The sequence below is a fragment of the Paenibacillus sp. JT22N7 genome (assembly GCF_059383875.1).
In genome coordinates this window covers 64,156-78,852 of record NZ_JBXENY010000003.1, presented here as the reverse complement: position 1 = coordinate 78,852, position 14,697 = coordinate 64,156, and the positions used below count along the sequence as shown (strand labels likewise).

At 48.0% G+C, this 14,697-nt stretch carries 13 protein-coding genes and 1 CRISPR repeat array; of the genes, 2 read left to right on the top strand and 11 right to left on the bottom strand.

Annotation, left to right across the window (positions count from 1 at the left end; translation table 11 throughout):
- Window positions 1-129: 129 nt before the first annotated feature.
- The 5 genes from AC50Y5_RS08670 to AC50Y5_RS08650 form a co-directional block, all read right to left on the bottom strand.
- Window positions 130-693, bottom strand: coding sequence for an outer spore coat protein CotE (locus AC50Y5_RS08670; RefSeq protein ID WP_056028083.1), 564 nt, complete (start codon window positions 691-693; stop codon window positions 130-132).
- Between the two features lie 390 nt (window positions 694-1,083).
- Window positions 1,084-1,857, bottom strand: a complete 774-nt coding sequence (locus AC50Y5_RS08665) for an ABC transporter permease (protein ID WP_494860678.1) — start codon at window positions 1,855-1,857, stop codon at window positions 1,084-1,086.
- Window positions 1,858-1,987: 130 nt separating this feature from the next.
- Window positions 1,988-2,800, bottom strand: a complete 813-nt coding sequence (locus AC50Y5_RS08660) for an ABC transporter ATP-binding protein (protein ID WP_056028086.1) — start codon at window positions 2,798-2,800, stop codon at window positions 1,988-1,990.
- A 25-nt stretch (window positions 2,801-2,825) separates the two neighbouring features.
- Window positions 2,826-3,830 (bottom strand): ABC transporter substrate-binding protein, encoded by a 1,005-nt coding sequence (locus AC50Y5_RS08655; RefSeq protein ID WP_056028089.1) that lies wholly within the window; start codon window positions 3,828-3,830, stop codon window positions 2,826-2,828.
- A 721-nt stretch (window positions 3,831-4,551) separates the two neighbouring features.
- Window positions 4,552-4,915: direct repeats of the CRISPR family, unit length 32 nt; unit sequence GTTTCAATCCACGCTCCCGCACGGGGAGCGAC.
- A 251-nt stretch (window positions 4,916-5,166) separates the two neighbouring features.
- Window positions 5,167-6,681 carry a carboxypeptidase M32 gene (locus AC50Y5_RS08650; protein WP_494859847.1) on the bottom strand — a complete coding sequence of 505 codons (1,515 nt, stop codon included), beginning with the start codon at window positions 6,679-6,681 and terminating at the stop codon, window positions 5,167-5,169.
- Between the two features lie 194 nt (window positions 6,682-6,875).
- On the opposite strand from AC50Y5_RS08650, the gene AC50Y5_RS08645 reads away from it, so the two are divergent.
- The gene (locus AC50Y5_RS08645; RefSeq protein WP_056028095.1) at window positions 6,876-7,196 is read left to right on the top strand and encodes an iron-sulfur cluster biosynthesis family protein; all 321 of its coding nucleotides are present in this window, start codon (window positions 6,876-6,878) and stop codon (window positions 7,194-7,196) included.
- Between the two features lie 78 nt (window positions 7,197-7,274).
- Window positions 7,275-7,850, top strand: coding sequence for a beta-class carbonic anhydrase (locus tag AC50Y5_RS08640; RefSeq protein WP_056028098.1), 576 nt, complete (start codon window positions 7,275-7,277; stop codon window positions 7,848-7,850).
- A 95-nt stretch (window positions 7,851-7,945) separates the two neighbouring features.
- On the opposite strand, the gene AC50Y5_RS08635 is transcribed toward AC50Y5_RS08640, so the two are convergent.
- The 6 genes from AC50Y5_RS08635 to AC50Y5_RS08610 form a co-directional block, all read right to left on the bottom strand.
- Window positions 7,946-8,503 carry a DUF309 domain-containing protein gene (locus AC50Y5_RS08635; protein ID WP_494859844.1) on the bottom strand — a complete coding sequence of 186 codons (558 nt, stop codon included), beginning with the start codon at window positions 8,501-8,503 and terminating at the stop codon, window positions 7,946-7,948.
- 834 nt (window positions 8,504-9,337) lie between these two features.
- Window positions 9,338-10,150: a hypothetical protein gene (locus AC50Y5_RS08630; RefSeq protein ID WP_494859842.1), complete on the bottom strand. Its 813-nt coding sequence runs from the start codon at window positions 10,148-10,150 to the stop codon at window positions 9,338-9,340.
- Window positions 10,143-11,129: an ABC transporter substrate-binding protein gene (locus AC50Y5_RS08625; RefSeq protein WP_056028110.1), complete on the bottom strand. Its 987-nt coding sequence runs from the start codon at window positions 11,127-11,129 to the stop codon at window positions 10,143-10,145. The genes AC50Y5_RS08630 and AC50Y5_RS08625 overlap by 8 nt, the downstream gene beginning before the upstream one ends.
- A 106-nt stretch (window positions 11,130-11,235) precedes the next feature.
- A complete protein-coding gene (locus AC50Y5_RS08620) occupies window positions 11,236-12,831 on the bottom strand; it encodes an AraC family transcriptional regulator (RefSeq protein ID WP_494859840.1) in 1,596 nt (531 codons plus the stop codon).
- On the bottom strand, window positions 12,828-13,706 hold the full coding sequence (locus AC50Y5_RS08615) for a tetratricopeptide repeat protein (RefSeq protein ID WP_056028115.1): 879 nt from the start codon (window positions 13,704-13,706) through the stop codon (window positions 12,828-12,830). Before AC50Y5_RS08615 ends, AC50Y5_RS08620 begins: the two co-directional genes overlap by 4 nt.
- Window positions 13,707-13,728: 22 nt before the next feature.
- A complete protein-coding gene (locus AC50Y5_RS08610; protein ID WP_056028118.1) occupies window positions 13,729-14,685 on the bottom strand; it encodes an ATP-binding protein in 957 nt (318 codons plus the stop codon).
- Between the last annotated feature and the right edge of the window lie 12 nt (window positions 14,686-14,697).

Genomic DNA, 14,697 nt, shown 5'->3' with positions numbered 1-14,697 from the left:
GGACATCGCCGCATATCATACCGTACAGAAGCCGAGGCACAATGGAGTTAAGCTACCGTGGAGAAGATTTAAGCTTCCGTGCCGGGAAGTTTCAATCCACATAAGCCACATGGCCGTCAGGCTGCCAGATTAAAGCTCGTCGTCGAGCAAATCCGGATCAAGATCTTCGTAGTCGTCATCGCCGAGACCGAACTCGTATTCCTTGGCATCAAGGCCGTCCAAACCTCCAGGGATACAAGCAACCGTCACTTTTGTCTCGGCAACCAGCTCTACCGAAAATTCGCGTTCAACCCGGATGACAACGCCGGAGCCGCTCGATGAAACATTCGCTTCGATACAATTCGGCTCCTGAAGCGCATCTGCTGAAACTTCCACGGTTGTGGCACGATGCTTCGGATCGACAAACGAAAGCGGAACATTTTCTACATAATGAACGGATTCCTTCGCAACCTCGGTTTGCGAGTTTTTGCTGTACGAGTACCAGATGTTAATGTCGTAAGTACCGATGACCTCAATCCCATCGCCCGAACGAACCGCTTCATATTGATGGTTGATAATCCATGCGCCCAAAATACTGGTCGGATGTTGAGGCGGCGTAACGGTATGGGTTACAGTGGAAAACTTACGACCTTTGCCGCAGACAGCTTTGGTGATAATTTCTCTGTACTGAAGCTGTTTATCTGCATTAGCCATTGATTTAACCTCCTCCATGCAATCATTCACTTAAAGTGTATGCAGGACGTGGGCGAATGTTGATAAAACGAATGCAGACAAAGAGAGATTGTTTTAAAAAACACCCACAAAACCCGCTGCAAAACGTAAATCCACGTTTCCCCAAGACCTTCGCTCCCCATTTCCCCGCCTTTAGTTGGCCGCTATATACGAGCAGCTTGCGGGAGGCTCGCCGCAAAATCTTTTTTCACCCTTGCAGCTCCCGCTCCTATTACGAAAGCGCCAGCTAAAATCGAACTATACTCATAGTTATGAAGGTGCCCTAGCCTTTATGCCAAAGCCTGTATTTGTACCTATTGTTATCTACGAACTAGCTCAAAAAATGACATAAAAAACGTTTTGCCATATGCTCTACTGCTCACGCCATCCCGCCATCAGCCTGCGCTCCAGCGCCGAAACGGCTTTGTACATAACCGTCGCAACCGCAGCAATTACAAGGAGGCTGGAGAGAACGAGCGTAAAGTTGAACACTTGGAAGCCATAAATAATTAGGTAGCCCAGCCCAAGCTTCGCCACGAGAAACTCGCCTACAATAACGCCGATCCATGCCAAGCCCACATTCACTTTCAGCGTCGAAATAATAACCGGGAACGAAGCTGGCAAAATCACGCTGCGAAAAAGCTGTGACCGCCCCGCTCCGAACAGCCGGACGACTTTAATATAGCCTGCATCCACCTCACGAAACTGGTTATAGATGTTCAAGGTTGTAATAATAACCGTTACCGACAAAGTGACCGCTACAATGGAGAGAAAGCCAGGACCAAGACAAACGATAAAGATCGGCCCTAGCGCTACCTTCGGCATGCTGTTCAGCACGACCAAATAAGGGTCCGCAACCCTCGATACAAAAGGGAACCACCACAGCAGCGCCGCAAGGAGCGTGCCCAGCAGTGTGCCCAGTGCAAATCCGACAATCGTTTCCGATACGGTCACCCCGATATGCGGCCAGATTGAGCCGTTCGACATCGTCCCCCACAATTGATGGAACATCTTCGTTGGATAGCTGAACAGCAGCGGATCAACCCACCGATTACGTCCCGCGGCCTCCCACAGCCCAATAAAGAGTACTAAAATAATGAACTGCGTCACTCCGACTAACGCCGTCGTCCTTTTTGCCCGCCGCATATAAGCCTGGTGCAGCCAGTCTAGCCATACTGCTCTACCCTCTTTTACATCAGAAGGCAATTTCTGTTCCTGCCCTACTCGCTCCGGCTTACTATCTGTGTGTTGCTCCCTTTGCTGATTTGAACCCCCGTCATCCTTCATTGCTCTCGCTCCCTTCCCAGAGGGTCTTCTCGGCAGCGTCCAGCTCTGCCCATAATTGATCGAACAGCGGCTGAAATTCCGGCAGCTGTCGAGCTTTCATCGGTGATGCCTGCCGGATTGAATCGGGTATCGTCAGCTCGTAGCGAATTCGACCTGGATTTGCTGCCAGTACTATGACGCGATCACTCATCGCCACCGCTTCAGATAGATCATGCGTGACGAGCAGCGCCGTTTTCCCAAGCTTTCGCAGCGTTACCTGCACCAAATCCTCCAATTGAAGCTTAATGTGCAAATCCAGCGCAGAAAAAGGCTCATCCAGCAGCAATACTTCCGGCTCAGTTGCCAGCGTCCGCGCCAAGGCGACCCGCTGCCTCATACCGCCCGACAGCTCATGCGGATAACGGGCTCCCGCTCCGGGCAGGCCGAGCTCAGCCAGCAATTCAGCTACGGTTTCAAGCGCAGCCTGCGTCTTATTCCCCGTCAATTCCAGCCCCAGCGCCGCATTATCCAAAATCGTCCGCCATGGAAACAAATAATCCTGCTGGAGCATATAACCGACAAGGGTTGACGGTTGTTTAACCTGTCGATTGTTCAGGAGCACTTCGCCGCGTGTCGGTAAAAACAAGCCCGCCAGCATGCTGAGCACCGTCGTTTTTCCGCATCCGCTTGGGCCAACCAGACTGACGAACTCGCCGCGCTGAACGGTCAAGTTCATATCCTCCACAGCAAGCGAGGCGCCCTTGTCATTCACATATACATGAGTCACTTGCCGCAGCGTAAGCGCGGGGTCACTATTCGCCATCTTTTTTTCCTCCTCGCAGCCATCGCTACTTCACGGCTTCAATCGCAGCTTCCGCAAAGGCCGTGTTTACGATGGCATCATGCTCGGTTCGCGCCTTCAGTTCGCCGGCCGAGGTCATGACGTCCAGCAAATTGTTCCATTCCTCCTGGTCAATAATCGGGTCGGTCGCGAAAGAGCCTTGCTGCTTATAACGATCGATCGAGCTAATCAAAATGCCGCGATCTACATTTTCAAAATAAGGCAGGACAACGTCCGCAATGGTTTCGGCACTATTTTCAGCCACCCATAATTGTGCCCGATGAATCGCATTGGTGAAAGATTGCAGCGCCGACTTGTTTTTGTTTGTAAAGCTTTGCTTCGCCATATAAACGGTGTACGGCAAATGCCCGCTCTCCGCACCAAAGGAAGCCACAACCTTGCCACGGCCCTCTTTCTCAAAAATAGAAGCCGTCGGCTCAAAAAGCTGCACAAAATCGCCTGTCCCTGAAGCATAAGCTGCCGAAATGTTGGCAAAATCGACATTTTGGATCAGCTCCAAATCCTTTTGCGGGTCAATTCCGAATTTTTTCAGCGTAAATTCTCCAGCCATCTGCGGCATGCCGCCCTTCCGCTGTCCAAGGAAAGTTTTTCCTTTCAATGACTGCCAATCAAAGGTGGGCTCCGGCTCGCGAGCAACTAGAAACGTCCCATCGGTCTGCGTCAATTGGGCAAAATTGATGACCGGGTCCTCCGCTCCCTGCTGGTACACATAAATCGAAGTTTCCGAGCCGACAAGCGCCACATCGATTACGCCCGACAGAAGGGCCGTCATCGTCTTGTCACCGCCAGCCGTTGTTGTCAGTTCAATGTTCAGCCCTTCCTCTTCAAAAAAGCCCTTCTCCAGTGCTACATATTGTGGCGCATAAAAGAGAGAGCGCGTGACCTCGCCGACTTTCAGCGTTGTTTTCTCGCTTTTGCCGCCGCAGCCTGCCAGCGCAGCGGTTGCAGCCAGCGTGACAACTAGCAGCAACGTTGTCCATCTTCTCCTCATCTTTCTTTCTCCTCCCGCTATTTACAGCTTGCGTGTTGTACTCCAGCCTATGCGTGCATATCGTCGGCGGTGATTGCCGCTAACGGCTTTTTGGGCATGAAAAAGCCGTTATTCCACCTGCTCCGGAATAACGGCTCTACTAGGGCATGTATGTGAACGCAAGCGAGCTATATCTCGAAAGAAGCCAGCGTTCAAACGTCTTCCCTCTACTACCGAGAATGGCACAACTCATAAATGTGAACCTACTTACCAAAAGGCAGCTTCATGCTGCTCTTTTTGGAGCTTTGCTCCCTGCACAAACAGACAAAAATAGACTTGGAGGACGCAGCAGCCGCTATTTGTACCGAATCACTGGTTTTGGCACAGGCTGCGGACTCAGGAGCCGCTAATGCGCTGCCCATCGTCATTTTGAGAGGATTATGAAGGTAATAGCGGCTCTCCTGTCCGCTTAAGGCCCAAAATGGGAGTGAAATCCAGAATAACGGAAACTCAGTCCTTCAAAAAAGGAATAAGTTTCCAAATATATATATCCTAAGCCACAGTGGTCTCTGTGACTGTACTCTAAGTAACAATCGCATGCTGTGCTTCCTTAAGCCTTGAACAGTCAGAGGAGATTGGTCTCGAATACGTACTTAGCAAGGTGCAGCAGGAAGAGCTTCCGTTTGCATACACATCATCGGAAGCAATAAAATAAATTTGCATTTTATATAAATTAATAAACATTTCAATCCACGCTCCCGCACGGGGAGCGACTAGCCCATAGCGCTAAACCAATAACCAGTGAGCCGTTTCAATCCACGCTCCCGCACGGGGAGCGACTATTAAGCGGCGAAGATACATCGCGGAAACGTGTTTCAATCCACGCTCCCGCACGGGGAGCGACCATATAGCGCCAAAAATCGACAACATAACGTTACAGTTTCAATCCACGCTCCCGCACGGGGAGCGACGACTAGCCCACAGGTCGCCTTGATGGACAAATACGCGTTTCAATCCACGCTCCCGCACGGGGAGCGACAAAAAAATATGCGGTCGTGGCGGAATTGGCAGACGGTTTCAATCCACGCTCCCGCACGGGGAGCGACAGCACCCTCAAAAACTCCTTACCTAGCAAGGAAAAAAAGGCCCATTTTCGCGAACCTCATTTTCCTCTCCCTTATCCACCCGTTTAGCTAATCCAAAATCCGCATTACCCCTTACGGGGAGCGGAGTGCGAACGTGCCGGGGTTTTCATGGGAGCTTCCGGTTCGCGTGGAGGTAAGTCGCTTCCTAACAATAGCGCAGCTACCTTCCCCCACTAACCAAACCTTCCTTACCAGCTACAACTATTCCCTTACTACAGCTTATAAATCTCGCTATACTTCTTCTCCAAATATTTCACCAAATATTGCGGGTCCAGCGGCTTGCCGGTTACATTTTGGATCAACTCGGAAGGTGTTCTGAGCTTGCCGTATTTGTAAATGCGCTCGCTGAGCCATTCTTTGATCGGCAGCAGATTCCCTGTGCTTACAAGCTCCCAGAAGTTCGGCAGCTCGCGCTCCAGTGTATCGGCGAATTGCGCTGCATACATGTTGCCCAGAGAATAGGACGGGAAGTAGCCGAATGCGCCGCCGGACCAGTGTACATCCTGCAGGACGCCTTCTGCATTCGTCGGTGGTTCAATACCCAGATATTCTTTATATTTTTCATTCCAAATAGCGGGAAGATCCGCGGCCTTCGCGCCTTCGTTAAATATCATTTTCTCAATTTCATAGCGGATAATAATATGAAGATTGTACGTCAGCTCATCGGCTTCAATGCGAATGAGTGACGGCTGAACGACGTTATTTCCCCGATAAAACTGATCCAGCGTCACATCAAGCTGACCCGGGAACTGCTGCTGCAAAGCGGCAAAATTATGCTGCCAGAACGGCTTGCTGCGGCCAATGACATTTTCCCAGAAACGCGATTGCGACTCATGGATGCCCATCGATGTGCCTGTGCTTAGCGTCGTTCCATCCAACTCAGCCATAATATTTTGCTCATACAGCGCATGGCCACCCTCATGAATGGTGCCGAACAAGGCGCTCGTCACATCATCTTCCAAATAACGTGTCGTAATTCGCACGTCGCCTGTGTTGAGTCCTGTTGCGAATGGATGCGTGCTTTCATCAAGTCTGCCCGCTTCAAAATCGTAGCCCATCTGCTTCAAAATCCGCAGGCTGAACGCTTTTTGAGCTTGCTTATCATAGTTTTGACGCAGGAAGGACGTATCCGGTTGATGCTTGGAAGCCGCAATTGCTGCTGCTAGTGGAACCAGCTGCTCACGCAAGCCGCCGAACACTTTATCCAGCTCCTTCACGGTCATGCCCGGCTCATATTGGTCAAGCAGCGTGTCATAGCGGGTTTCTTTCGGCCCCCATAAGTCGATAAACTGCTGCGTATAATCGATGACTTTTTCCAAATAAGGCTGGAAGCCCTCATAATCGTTAGCTGCCTTCGCTTCTTCCCATTTGGATTCTGCCTGGGAGCAAATAACGACATGCTCCTCATAAAGCTTCGGCGGAATTTTGACGCTGCGGTCGTATTCTTCCCTCGTATCGGTTACAAGCTTGCGCTCTATTTCGCTTAGTTTGCCAAACGTTTCCGGCTGTTCCAGCTCACTCAGCCATTCACCTAATTCAGGCGATGTGGAAAGCTTGAACATGTCGCCGGACAAAGATCCGATGACCTCCGAACGCATATCCATGCCTTTGCGCGGAGCGCCGGTGCGCAGGTCCCAATACAGCACGCCTAGCGCCTCACCGTAAGCTTTCAATTTTTTCACCGTTTCCAGAAACGGAGCAAGTGCCTTCGAATTATGTACGGTCATTTCTCATCACCCTTTCCAAATAAATAAAAGATCAGCCTGTTTCACCATAAAATGAGCGATTTCAGCAAAAGAATAACGACATTCCTTCATCTTTCATCTGATCTTAACTTGATCTTAACGATTACTGTACGTATAATCAACTTTAATCTAAACATCATTAAAGTGCGATTTGAAATGGAAGAGAGGCATCACCTATGTTTATAACTTTTTCGCCATCAGCAGTTGAGCAGCTTTCTCCTTATTTAGAGGACGGCGTTCATCAGCTTAAGCTGCTGCATGATACAGAAGGCTGCGGCTGCGTTGTCAGCGGCGTCCCTGCCCTCCAGCTTGTAAAGGAACCTAGTTCAGACGACCGATTAACACAAGGTCAGCCCTTCTCCTTTTTGTATGAGCCCCGCCATGAAGTTTTTTTTGAGCCTCAACTGCGTATCGGTTACGATACAGATCGTGGAACATTCAGTTTGAAAAGCGACGGACAAATCTATTCCCTTAATTTGCGATTTCTGACGGCCTGAAGGCTCCAGCCTATGCACACTGTGTTTTATGAGGATTCAACTAAGATTAATCTGCAACACCAGATATAGGAGGAGCCTATGAACAACGTAGATCAAATCATGAACGATAATACAGCTTTTGTTGAGCGCAAAGATTATGAGCAATACATAACGAGCCGTTTTCCCGATCGAAAAATGGTTATCGTCACCTGCATGGATACGCGACTCACCGAAATGCTGCCTAAAGCGATGAACCTGCGCAACGGAGACGCCAAAATTATTAAAAACGCTGGCGGCATCGTCACCCAACCGTTCGGCAATATTATGAGGAGCGTCTTAATCGCCATCTACGAGCTGCAAGCCGATGAAGTGTTTGTTATCGGGCATCATGGCTGCGGCATGACCGGGCTTAATCCCGAGGTCATCGTCCAGCATATGACGGATCGCGGCGTACCTGAGCAGACGGTTGAAACGCTGAGGCATTCCGGGCTCAATTTTATGCGCTGGCTGACTGGATTCGACAATGTGAAAGAAAGCGTGGAGAAAAGCGTAGGCATTATCCGCAACCACCCTCTGCTTCCGCCAAACGTTCCCGTTCATGGCATGACGATAGAGCCGGAAACAGGCCAACTTGATCTCATTGTCAACGGCTATGACAAGCTGAAGCAGCCATAAACGCAAGCCTTTCCTAAATAAACCTATTGATTTGAAAAAGTAGCCGTTCCCGCACAAAAGGGAAGTTGAACCGATAGCTGCCTGCGCACAATCATTCAACGATTGTGCGTGGACGGCTTCTTTGTTCTCGCGGCAATCGCTTCTGCTCTTGCGGCAATGACATCGCTGCGATCCCGCAACGTATGACGATGGATAAGCGATTCGTCTGTCATATCGCTTGGCAACCCCCACTGCTTCTGGGTTATTCCTCTTTCCGTGCATTCCTGCTCACATAACACTTGCAGTTCAGCATCGACAATCTCGAGAGTCATATCTTGATAGACAGGCGAAATGACATCTTCCTGAGGCTTGGCCCTCGCGAGCACAGCTTCCAGTTCCACAACTGCCTTAGCGCCATTTAGTCCGAGACTGTCCAGAGCTACGGCGGTCAGCTTGCCGAGCGCTTGCTCGTACATTTTTGCTGCGCCTGCGAGATTGCCCCGCCGCTCATGATATTGGCCAACAGCCAGCTGGATCAGCCCTACCCAGATTAACGCCCGCTCATCTTCTGGATGTTCCTTCCAATACTCCTCCAACAGCTCATGGCATTCGAAAAAATCTCGCGTTGCATGAAACTCAACTAAATACGATACGTAATGTCCTGGATATTTCATACCAATCTTTCCCTTCTGCCTTTCTCCTCATTGTAGCGTTTTGTGTTGAGGATGTGCAACTGACTAATCAGGCCACAGCGAATGCCATTCAAACGATAATTTCTCTGGCGATCATGCAACAATATTCGCCCAAGCTCAGTCTAAATAAAATACGGCTACCAATACTTCACAATGAAATAATTAGATTTATTTTTTTTAAAAAAGCAAGTGGATAACTTTAACAGATTTTTTATAAACCATAGATCCTGGTGATACAGGCACGATGATCGGAGCTACTGCTTCAAGTAATTTTAAATAAAACTTTATTATACGATGACAATATGAATAATAAGGCCAAGATAACCAGCTGTTTTCGATGCATTAATGGAAACAGCTGGTTTATTTTTTAGACTCATTGACTGTTTTAGTAGCTATCGATCATTTTATGACGTGCCCTAATTTCCGTAGACGGTTGAACTTATAAAAATATAGCTAACGATAAAATAGAAAGCTACATATTCTCGTCATGCTACCTACTAACGAAAGCTATATAAAGTAATCATTCTGCCAATGTGCCAATGTGCTAACATGCTTTATTTTTTAATCCCTCGAAATTGCTCCTCTGATGCTAGTTAATGGATTTTTCAATCATACGGTTTGTACTTATGCCTTTTCTTTAAAAGAATAGTGTAAAGCACAAAGAAACCGACTCCCTCAAGAGCAGGTCTCTTTGGCTTAGCCATCTTTCAATATAAAAAGCCTCTAGACTTACTGTTCCTATAAAAAAAAAGACGCTCCCAGCAGCTTAAGCCGCAGGAGCCTCTGTAAAAGCACACCTAATCTATTCGTTATCAGCTAAGTATTTGCTCCATCCTTCAATAGATCGAGCCTCTCCTCAGCGCTGATCTTTGGGCAAGTACTGCAATACCCATGCACCTGCTGTCCCTCCCGCCGCAGCCGGTAAGCTAAGCAGCAATATCGCCGTAAAAGAACCGAAGCCCCTCCATATTGGCGATGCTGAAATTCTTTAAATGAAACATCCAGCGGATTACCATGCCTTTTTTGGAACAAAACATGCCGGTCAGCCTTTATAAGCTGCAATCGCTGTTCCGTTTGCCAAATACTCGTATTGTGCTCGAGTTGGGCATAACATTTTTGAACATAATGCGAAATCAGCGACCACATGACGCTAACCTTTGCTCCAGTATGCGAGGATACCGCCGTCAAAATCTTTTCCGTATGCTGAAGCAAACGATCTGTCCAATTTTCAACCTCTACTTTGCGTTGTTCCAGCTCGAAAACGGGCGGCCATGGACGCACGGCCAACGTTGCCTGATACTCCATGGCCGCGAGCTTCATTATTCGAAATCGCACATTTGCAGCCGATGTTTCCAGTAGACAGTCAAATAAACTAACAGCAGACAGCATGCCCATAAAAAATACAGCGTAACGTTTGGCAAACAAGGTTCCTACTACAATACCACCCGGATCTCCCAATTGTCTGGACTGGAGCTTCATAATGTGAGAGCATTTAGCAGGATCTAGAAGCTCTGCAGCAGAGAATGGATAAGCTTCTTCCGCCAATTCTCCTATGGATATCCGAAAATGGTCTTGTAAAAAGTTAGCCGCCTGTTCCCGCTGAGAACAATCCTCCATCTTCTTACTCAATCATCTTCAATACTTCATCTATGATTTGTCCGCGTCCAATAACGCCCCAGCCTTTAAACAGCCAAAACGAGTCTGTTTCATACACCTTATTGTTTTGCACCGCAGAAACCTTATTCCAAAAAGAGCTATCGTTGATGCTCTTGAGATTATCCTGTCCATTAGGATCAACCTCAAGCACGATATAATCGGCGTCTAAGCCCGAAATCACTTCTAAAGACAGCTCGCCGCGCTGCTCCTCAGGCGTCAATGACGTTTTCGTAAAGCCGAGATCGTGGTACAACAACGTATTTGTTGGATGGCCTTTTTCCGCATAAATTTGCAGGTTTTTCTCTCTGACTCTTAAATAAGCAAGGTTATGGTTGTCGATAGCCTTAATTTTCTCACTGGCTTGTTTAGTCTTTGCATCAAGCTCGGCAATTTTCACTTTAGCCAAATCCACTTTGTCGTACAATTCGGCCACCTTCAATAAATCCGCAGTCCAGTAGGTCGTATCATCGCCATACTCCAGCCACTCCGTACCAAGCACAAGCGTTGGCGCGATCTTTGCCAGCTGATCATACGTATTTTCCGCGGTCCGGCTCTCTATGAGAATGACATCCGGCTCCAGTTGAACAATTGCTTCCAAATTGGGACTATCCGCAGAGCCTACTAATTGTACACCTTCCAGCTCGCTTGCCAAATAAGGCAGGTAATCTCCACCATAACGGGTCTCTACATTTACGCCAACTGGTTTTTCGCCGATAGTCAGCAGATGATCGATATAAGCAGCGGAAAGCACGACTATTTTGTCGATCTTAGCTGGAACGATGGCCTCCCCTTTCAGGTGGGTAACGGTTCGAGTCGCTTTTTCCACAGGTTGATTTGCAGATTGATTCGTTTGTTCAGACTCGCTCGCTTGACCTTCTGCTTTACCGCAAGCCGTCACTGCAAGCAGCAGCATAGCCCATAATACGAGGTACATCATTCGGTGCTTATTCATTTGTTGTTAACCCTCTCTTTATAGTAATAATAATCATTATCACCAATCATAAAGAAAGGCCCTTCCAATAACCATGGATTATTCCATGCGATTAGGTTGGATCATTTCATTCTATTATTCCCAGCTTTAATGCTGCATAGTTCATCGCCCACATTCTCCCGGAAGGGCCCAGCGCTTTAAAAAATAAATCACTAGCATCATATACATGATGGCGACGTACCGCATCAAGGGATTGCCACTCTTCCGATTGAAGCAACTGCTGCAAGCGCTTCTTCGAGCCTTTAGTTGGATCAGCCATCAGAAAAATATGCTGTGAATTAAATAATGGCAGTTCATTCAGCTGGATATCGAGTGCCCATTCGTGAGCAGGGAACCGATCCGGAAGCGTTAAACCCAGATCATCATAAAAAAGGCTGCCCGTTTGATTTTTTCGCCCATATACCCGATAAAAGTTCTGGCTCACCCTTATAAAATAAACGCTCTGTTCTCCCAAGCAGGCCTTCATTCGTTCCTTCAGCTTTTCCGTTCTCTCGCCATAGCTGCTTATCCATGCTGCGGCCTGCTGCTCTCTGCCTAATAGGCCAGCAAGCTGCTCCAGCGTCTGTCCATACTTGTTCGAATGCTTTAGTACGGCAGTTGGCGCAATCTGATTCAGCAGCTCATCTCGCTCCAGACGATCACTTGTCAGCATCAGATCCGGCTTTGTTCGGAGCAGCTTATCGTAATTCGTGTGACCGCCTTGGAGCATAGAGCTTTGCTGGCTGTACGCATTCAGCCTCGGAATGGTGTAGGTGGAGGAAACCCGGTCCGTATAGGACAGCGCAGCAACTGGCTTATAGCCAAGCGTGATTAGATGGTCATCCAGTCCATAATATAAAGCCGCAATGCGATGGCATTTATTTTTAATATATAAGGTAGGAGCAACGCCTTCGGCTTTTTTGAAAACTCTGCTGAAATAATGCTCATCCTTGTAACCGACCTGCTCAGCTACACGCTTAGCTTTCATTGAGGAAACTAATAATTGCTTTGCTTTAGTAATCCGTTGCTTCATAAGATATTCGGTAGGTGTGGTGCCCATTTGGTGTTTAAAAATTTTCGTAAAATGATTCGGACTGAAGCCTGCCATTTCCGCCAATTGGCTGACCTGCAAATCCTTCGTGTAATTTTCATTCATATAGGCCAGCACCTGCTCCATGCCTACAGTCTGCTGCTCCGCTGGTTTGCTTGTGCCCATCATCAGCAACAGCAGCTTAGAAAGATTGTAGTGGATCGTATGACTCTCTTGTACTCTGGCTTGCCGATTTAATTCAAACAATTGCTGAATTAGCCCTTCAACCGCAGCAAGATCGTCAACTCCCTCCATCTTCCCCTTCAATGGAAATATAGGCCGCTTCACTGACCAGCCTTCTCGCTGCCTGCTCAACTGCATACAGGAGAACACGATCAATGAATACTGAATCGGATCGGTGGAGTCCGAATATCCTTCGACCATCATTTCAGGCTGTAGAAAAAATAAATCGCCTGGCTTGACTTGAGCAGCATAACCGTTCATTTTCATTAAGCCCTTGCCAGCAGTTACATAGACTATGGCATAGGTATGGATAATTTTGGGGGTTAATGGATCGTCCGCTTGACCCCGAAAAGAATAGCAGTGAACCGAAGTAAAAATCAGTCTCTTTAACAAATTTGCTAGATCATTCATGAGCCGCGACGCCGCCAGCCAAAAACGCGTACATGCACAATGCCCTTCGTCACCCAATGGGCTAAAATATACAGCACAATAAATAGAATTAGGAGCGGTTTAAAAAAGAACACCGCCACTAGCCAGCTGACGAGAATCTGCCAGCGTTTCATGCGCCGGATAACCTTCATTGGTGCTAAAAAAATACGGTACAGCTTATGGCTGTTTTGCAAAGCATTTAAATATTCATCCTGATATTGCTTATCCTCTGGATTGAGCCTGACGGCACTTTGCATATACTTTTCCTGCAGCGTATAATCGCCGCGGTGGCCTGCCGCCCAAGCGAGATGCAGCAGCACACCTGGATCTTCCGCCTCGATCTGAATAGCCTGCTTGTCCAACTGCTCCGATTCCTCAAAATGACCCAGCAGCGCTTCCGTATAGCTCAGCACAGCCAAATAAAGCGGCGAATCCGCATTCAGCTGGAGCGCTTGCAGCAGATACTCCTTCGCTTGCTTTAATTTTCCCATTTTGTTCATTTGACTAGCAAGCAAATAGTAGTAATGGGCTCTGTATGGTTCAATTCGCAAAGCTTCATAAGCAGCCTCAAGAAAGGCATTCACATCATCCATATCGTAATAGGTGACAACCCGCACATACCAAGCATCCGTATGGTCCGGATCTCGCTTCAACACTTCACCGGACCAATACAAGCTTTTCTCGTAATCTTCCATTAATAAATAAATCTGTGCTATAAGGGCTAATGCATCTGTATCTTCCGGGTTATGGCGCAAAAGCTGCTCCGTTTGCTCCAGAGCTTCCTTATACCGTTTCCACTCGATCAGCTGATATACAGCAGCATAAGTATTTTGCTCAAAATCTCTGTCTTCCGCCAAAGCTTTTCCTTGCTCCTTCCTGCTATTTAATGCCGTGCTTCTTCATATAATCTAGCACAACCTGGTAATCACGGTTTACATCACTGAAGGTCGCATAGTTTTTCGCGGTGGAGAACCATTCCAGTGTTGTCGCTTTGCGGGATTTTACTGCAGCTTTCACATCATTTTGAGAAATAGGCTGCACTTCACCCGTCTCCAGCATGCGCTCCATCGCCGATTCCACCGCATCGCTAACGACCTGCTCCAAATCAGCTCCGGAAAAATATTTCGTCTCGGCAGCAATCCGCTCCAAATTCAGCGAATCCATCGGCTTGCCTTTCAGCTTCAGCCCCAAAATCGTTTGGCGCTCCGCTTCCTCTGGCGGCGGTACAAAGACAAGGTGATTAAAGCGTCCGGGACGTCTGAGAGCGGAATCCAAATACCATGGCGTATTGGTTGCGCCAATTACAAATACGTTTTCGTTCTCCGCTTGTAGACCGTCCAGCTCTAGCAGCAGTTGGTTGACCAGCATGCGGTCGTGATGCTGGCGCATTTGGTTCCGGCTGCCGCCCATTGCATCAAGCTCATCTATGAAAATGACACAAGGCCTGCACTGGCGCGCTTTTTCAAAAAAGTCATGCAAATTATGCTCGCTCTGGCCTGTGTACATTGAAAGAATCGCCTGCAGCTCAATATGGATAAAATTTGCTTCAATTTCGCCCGCCACTGCTCGTGCCAGAAACGTTTTGCCACAGCCTGGAGGTCCAAACAGCAGCAAGCTTCCTCCAGCTGATTTGCCATAGGCGGCAAACAATTCCGGCTGCTTTAGCGGCAAAATGAAGTTCATGCGAATTTTCTTCTTAACATCCTCTAGTCCGCCTACATCATCGAACGTTTCCGCTGGCTTATCCGACTCGACAAGCGATTGATCCTCTTGATTGAATTGAATAAGCTTTAGATTTTTGCGCCTTTGCGCTGCGAGATCATCAAAATCAGACATTAGGCTCTCTCC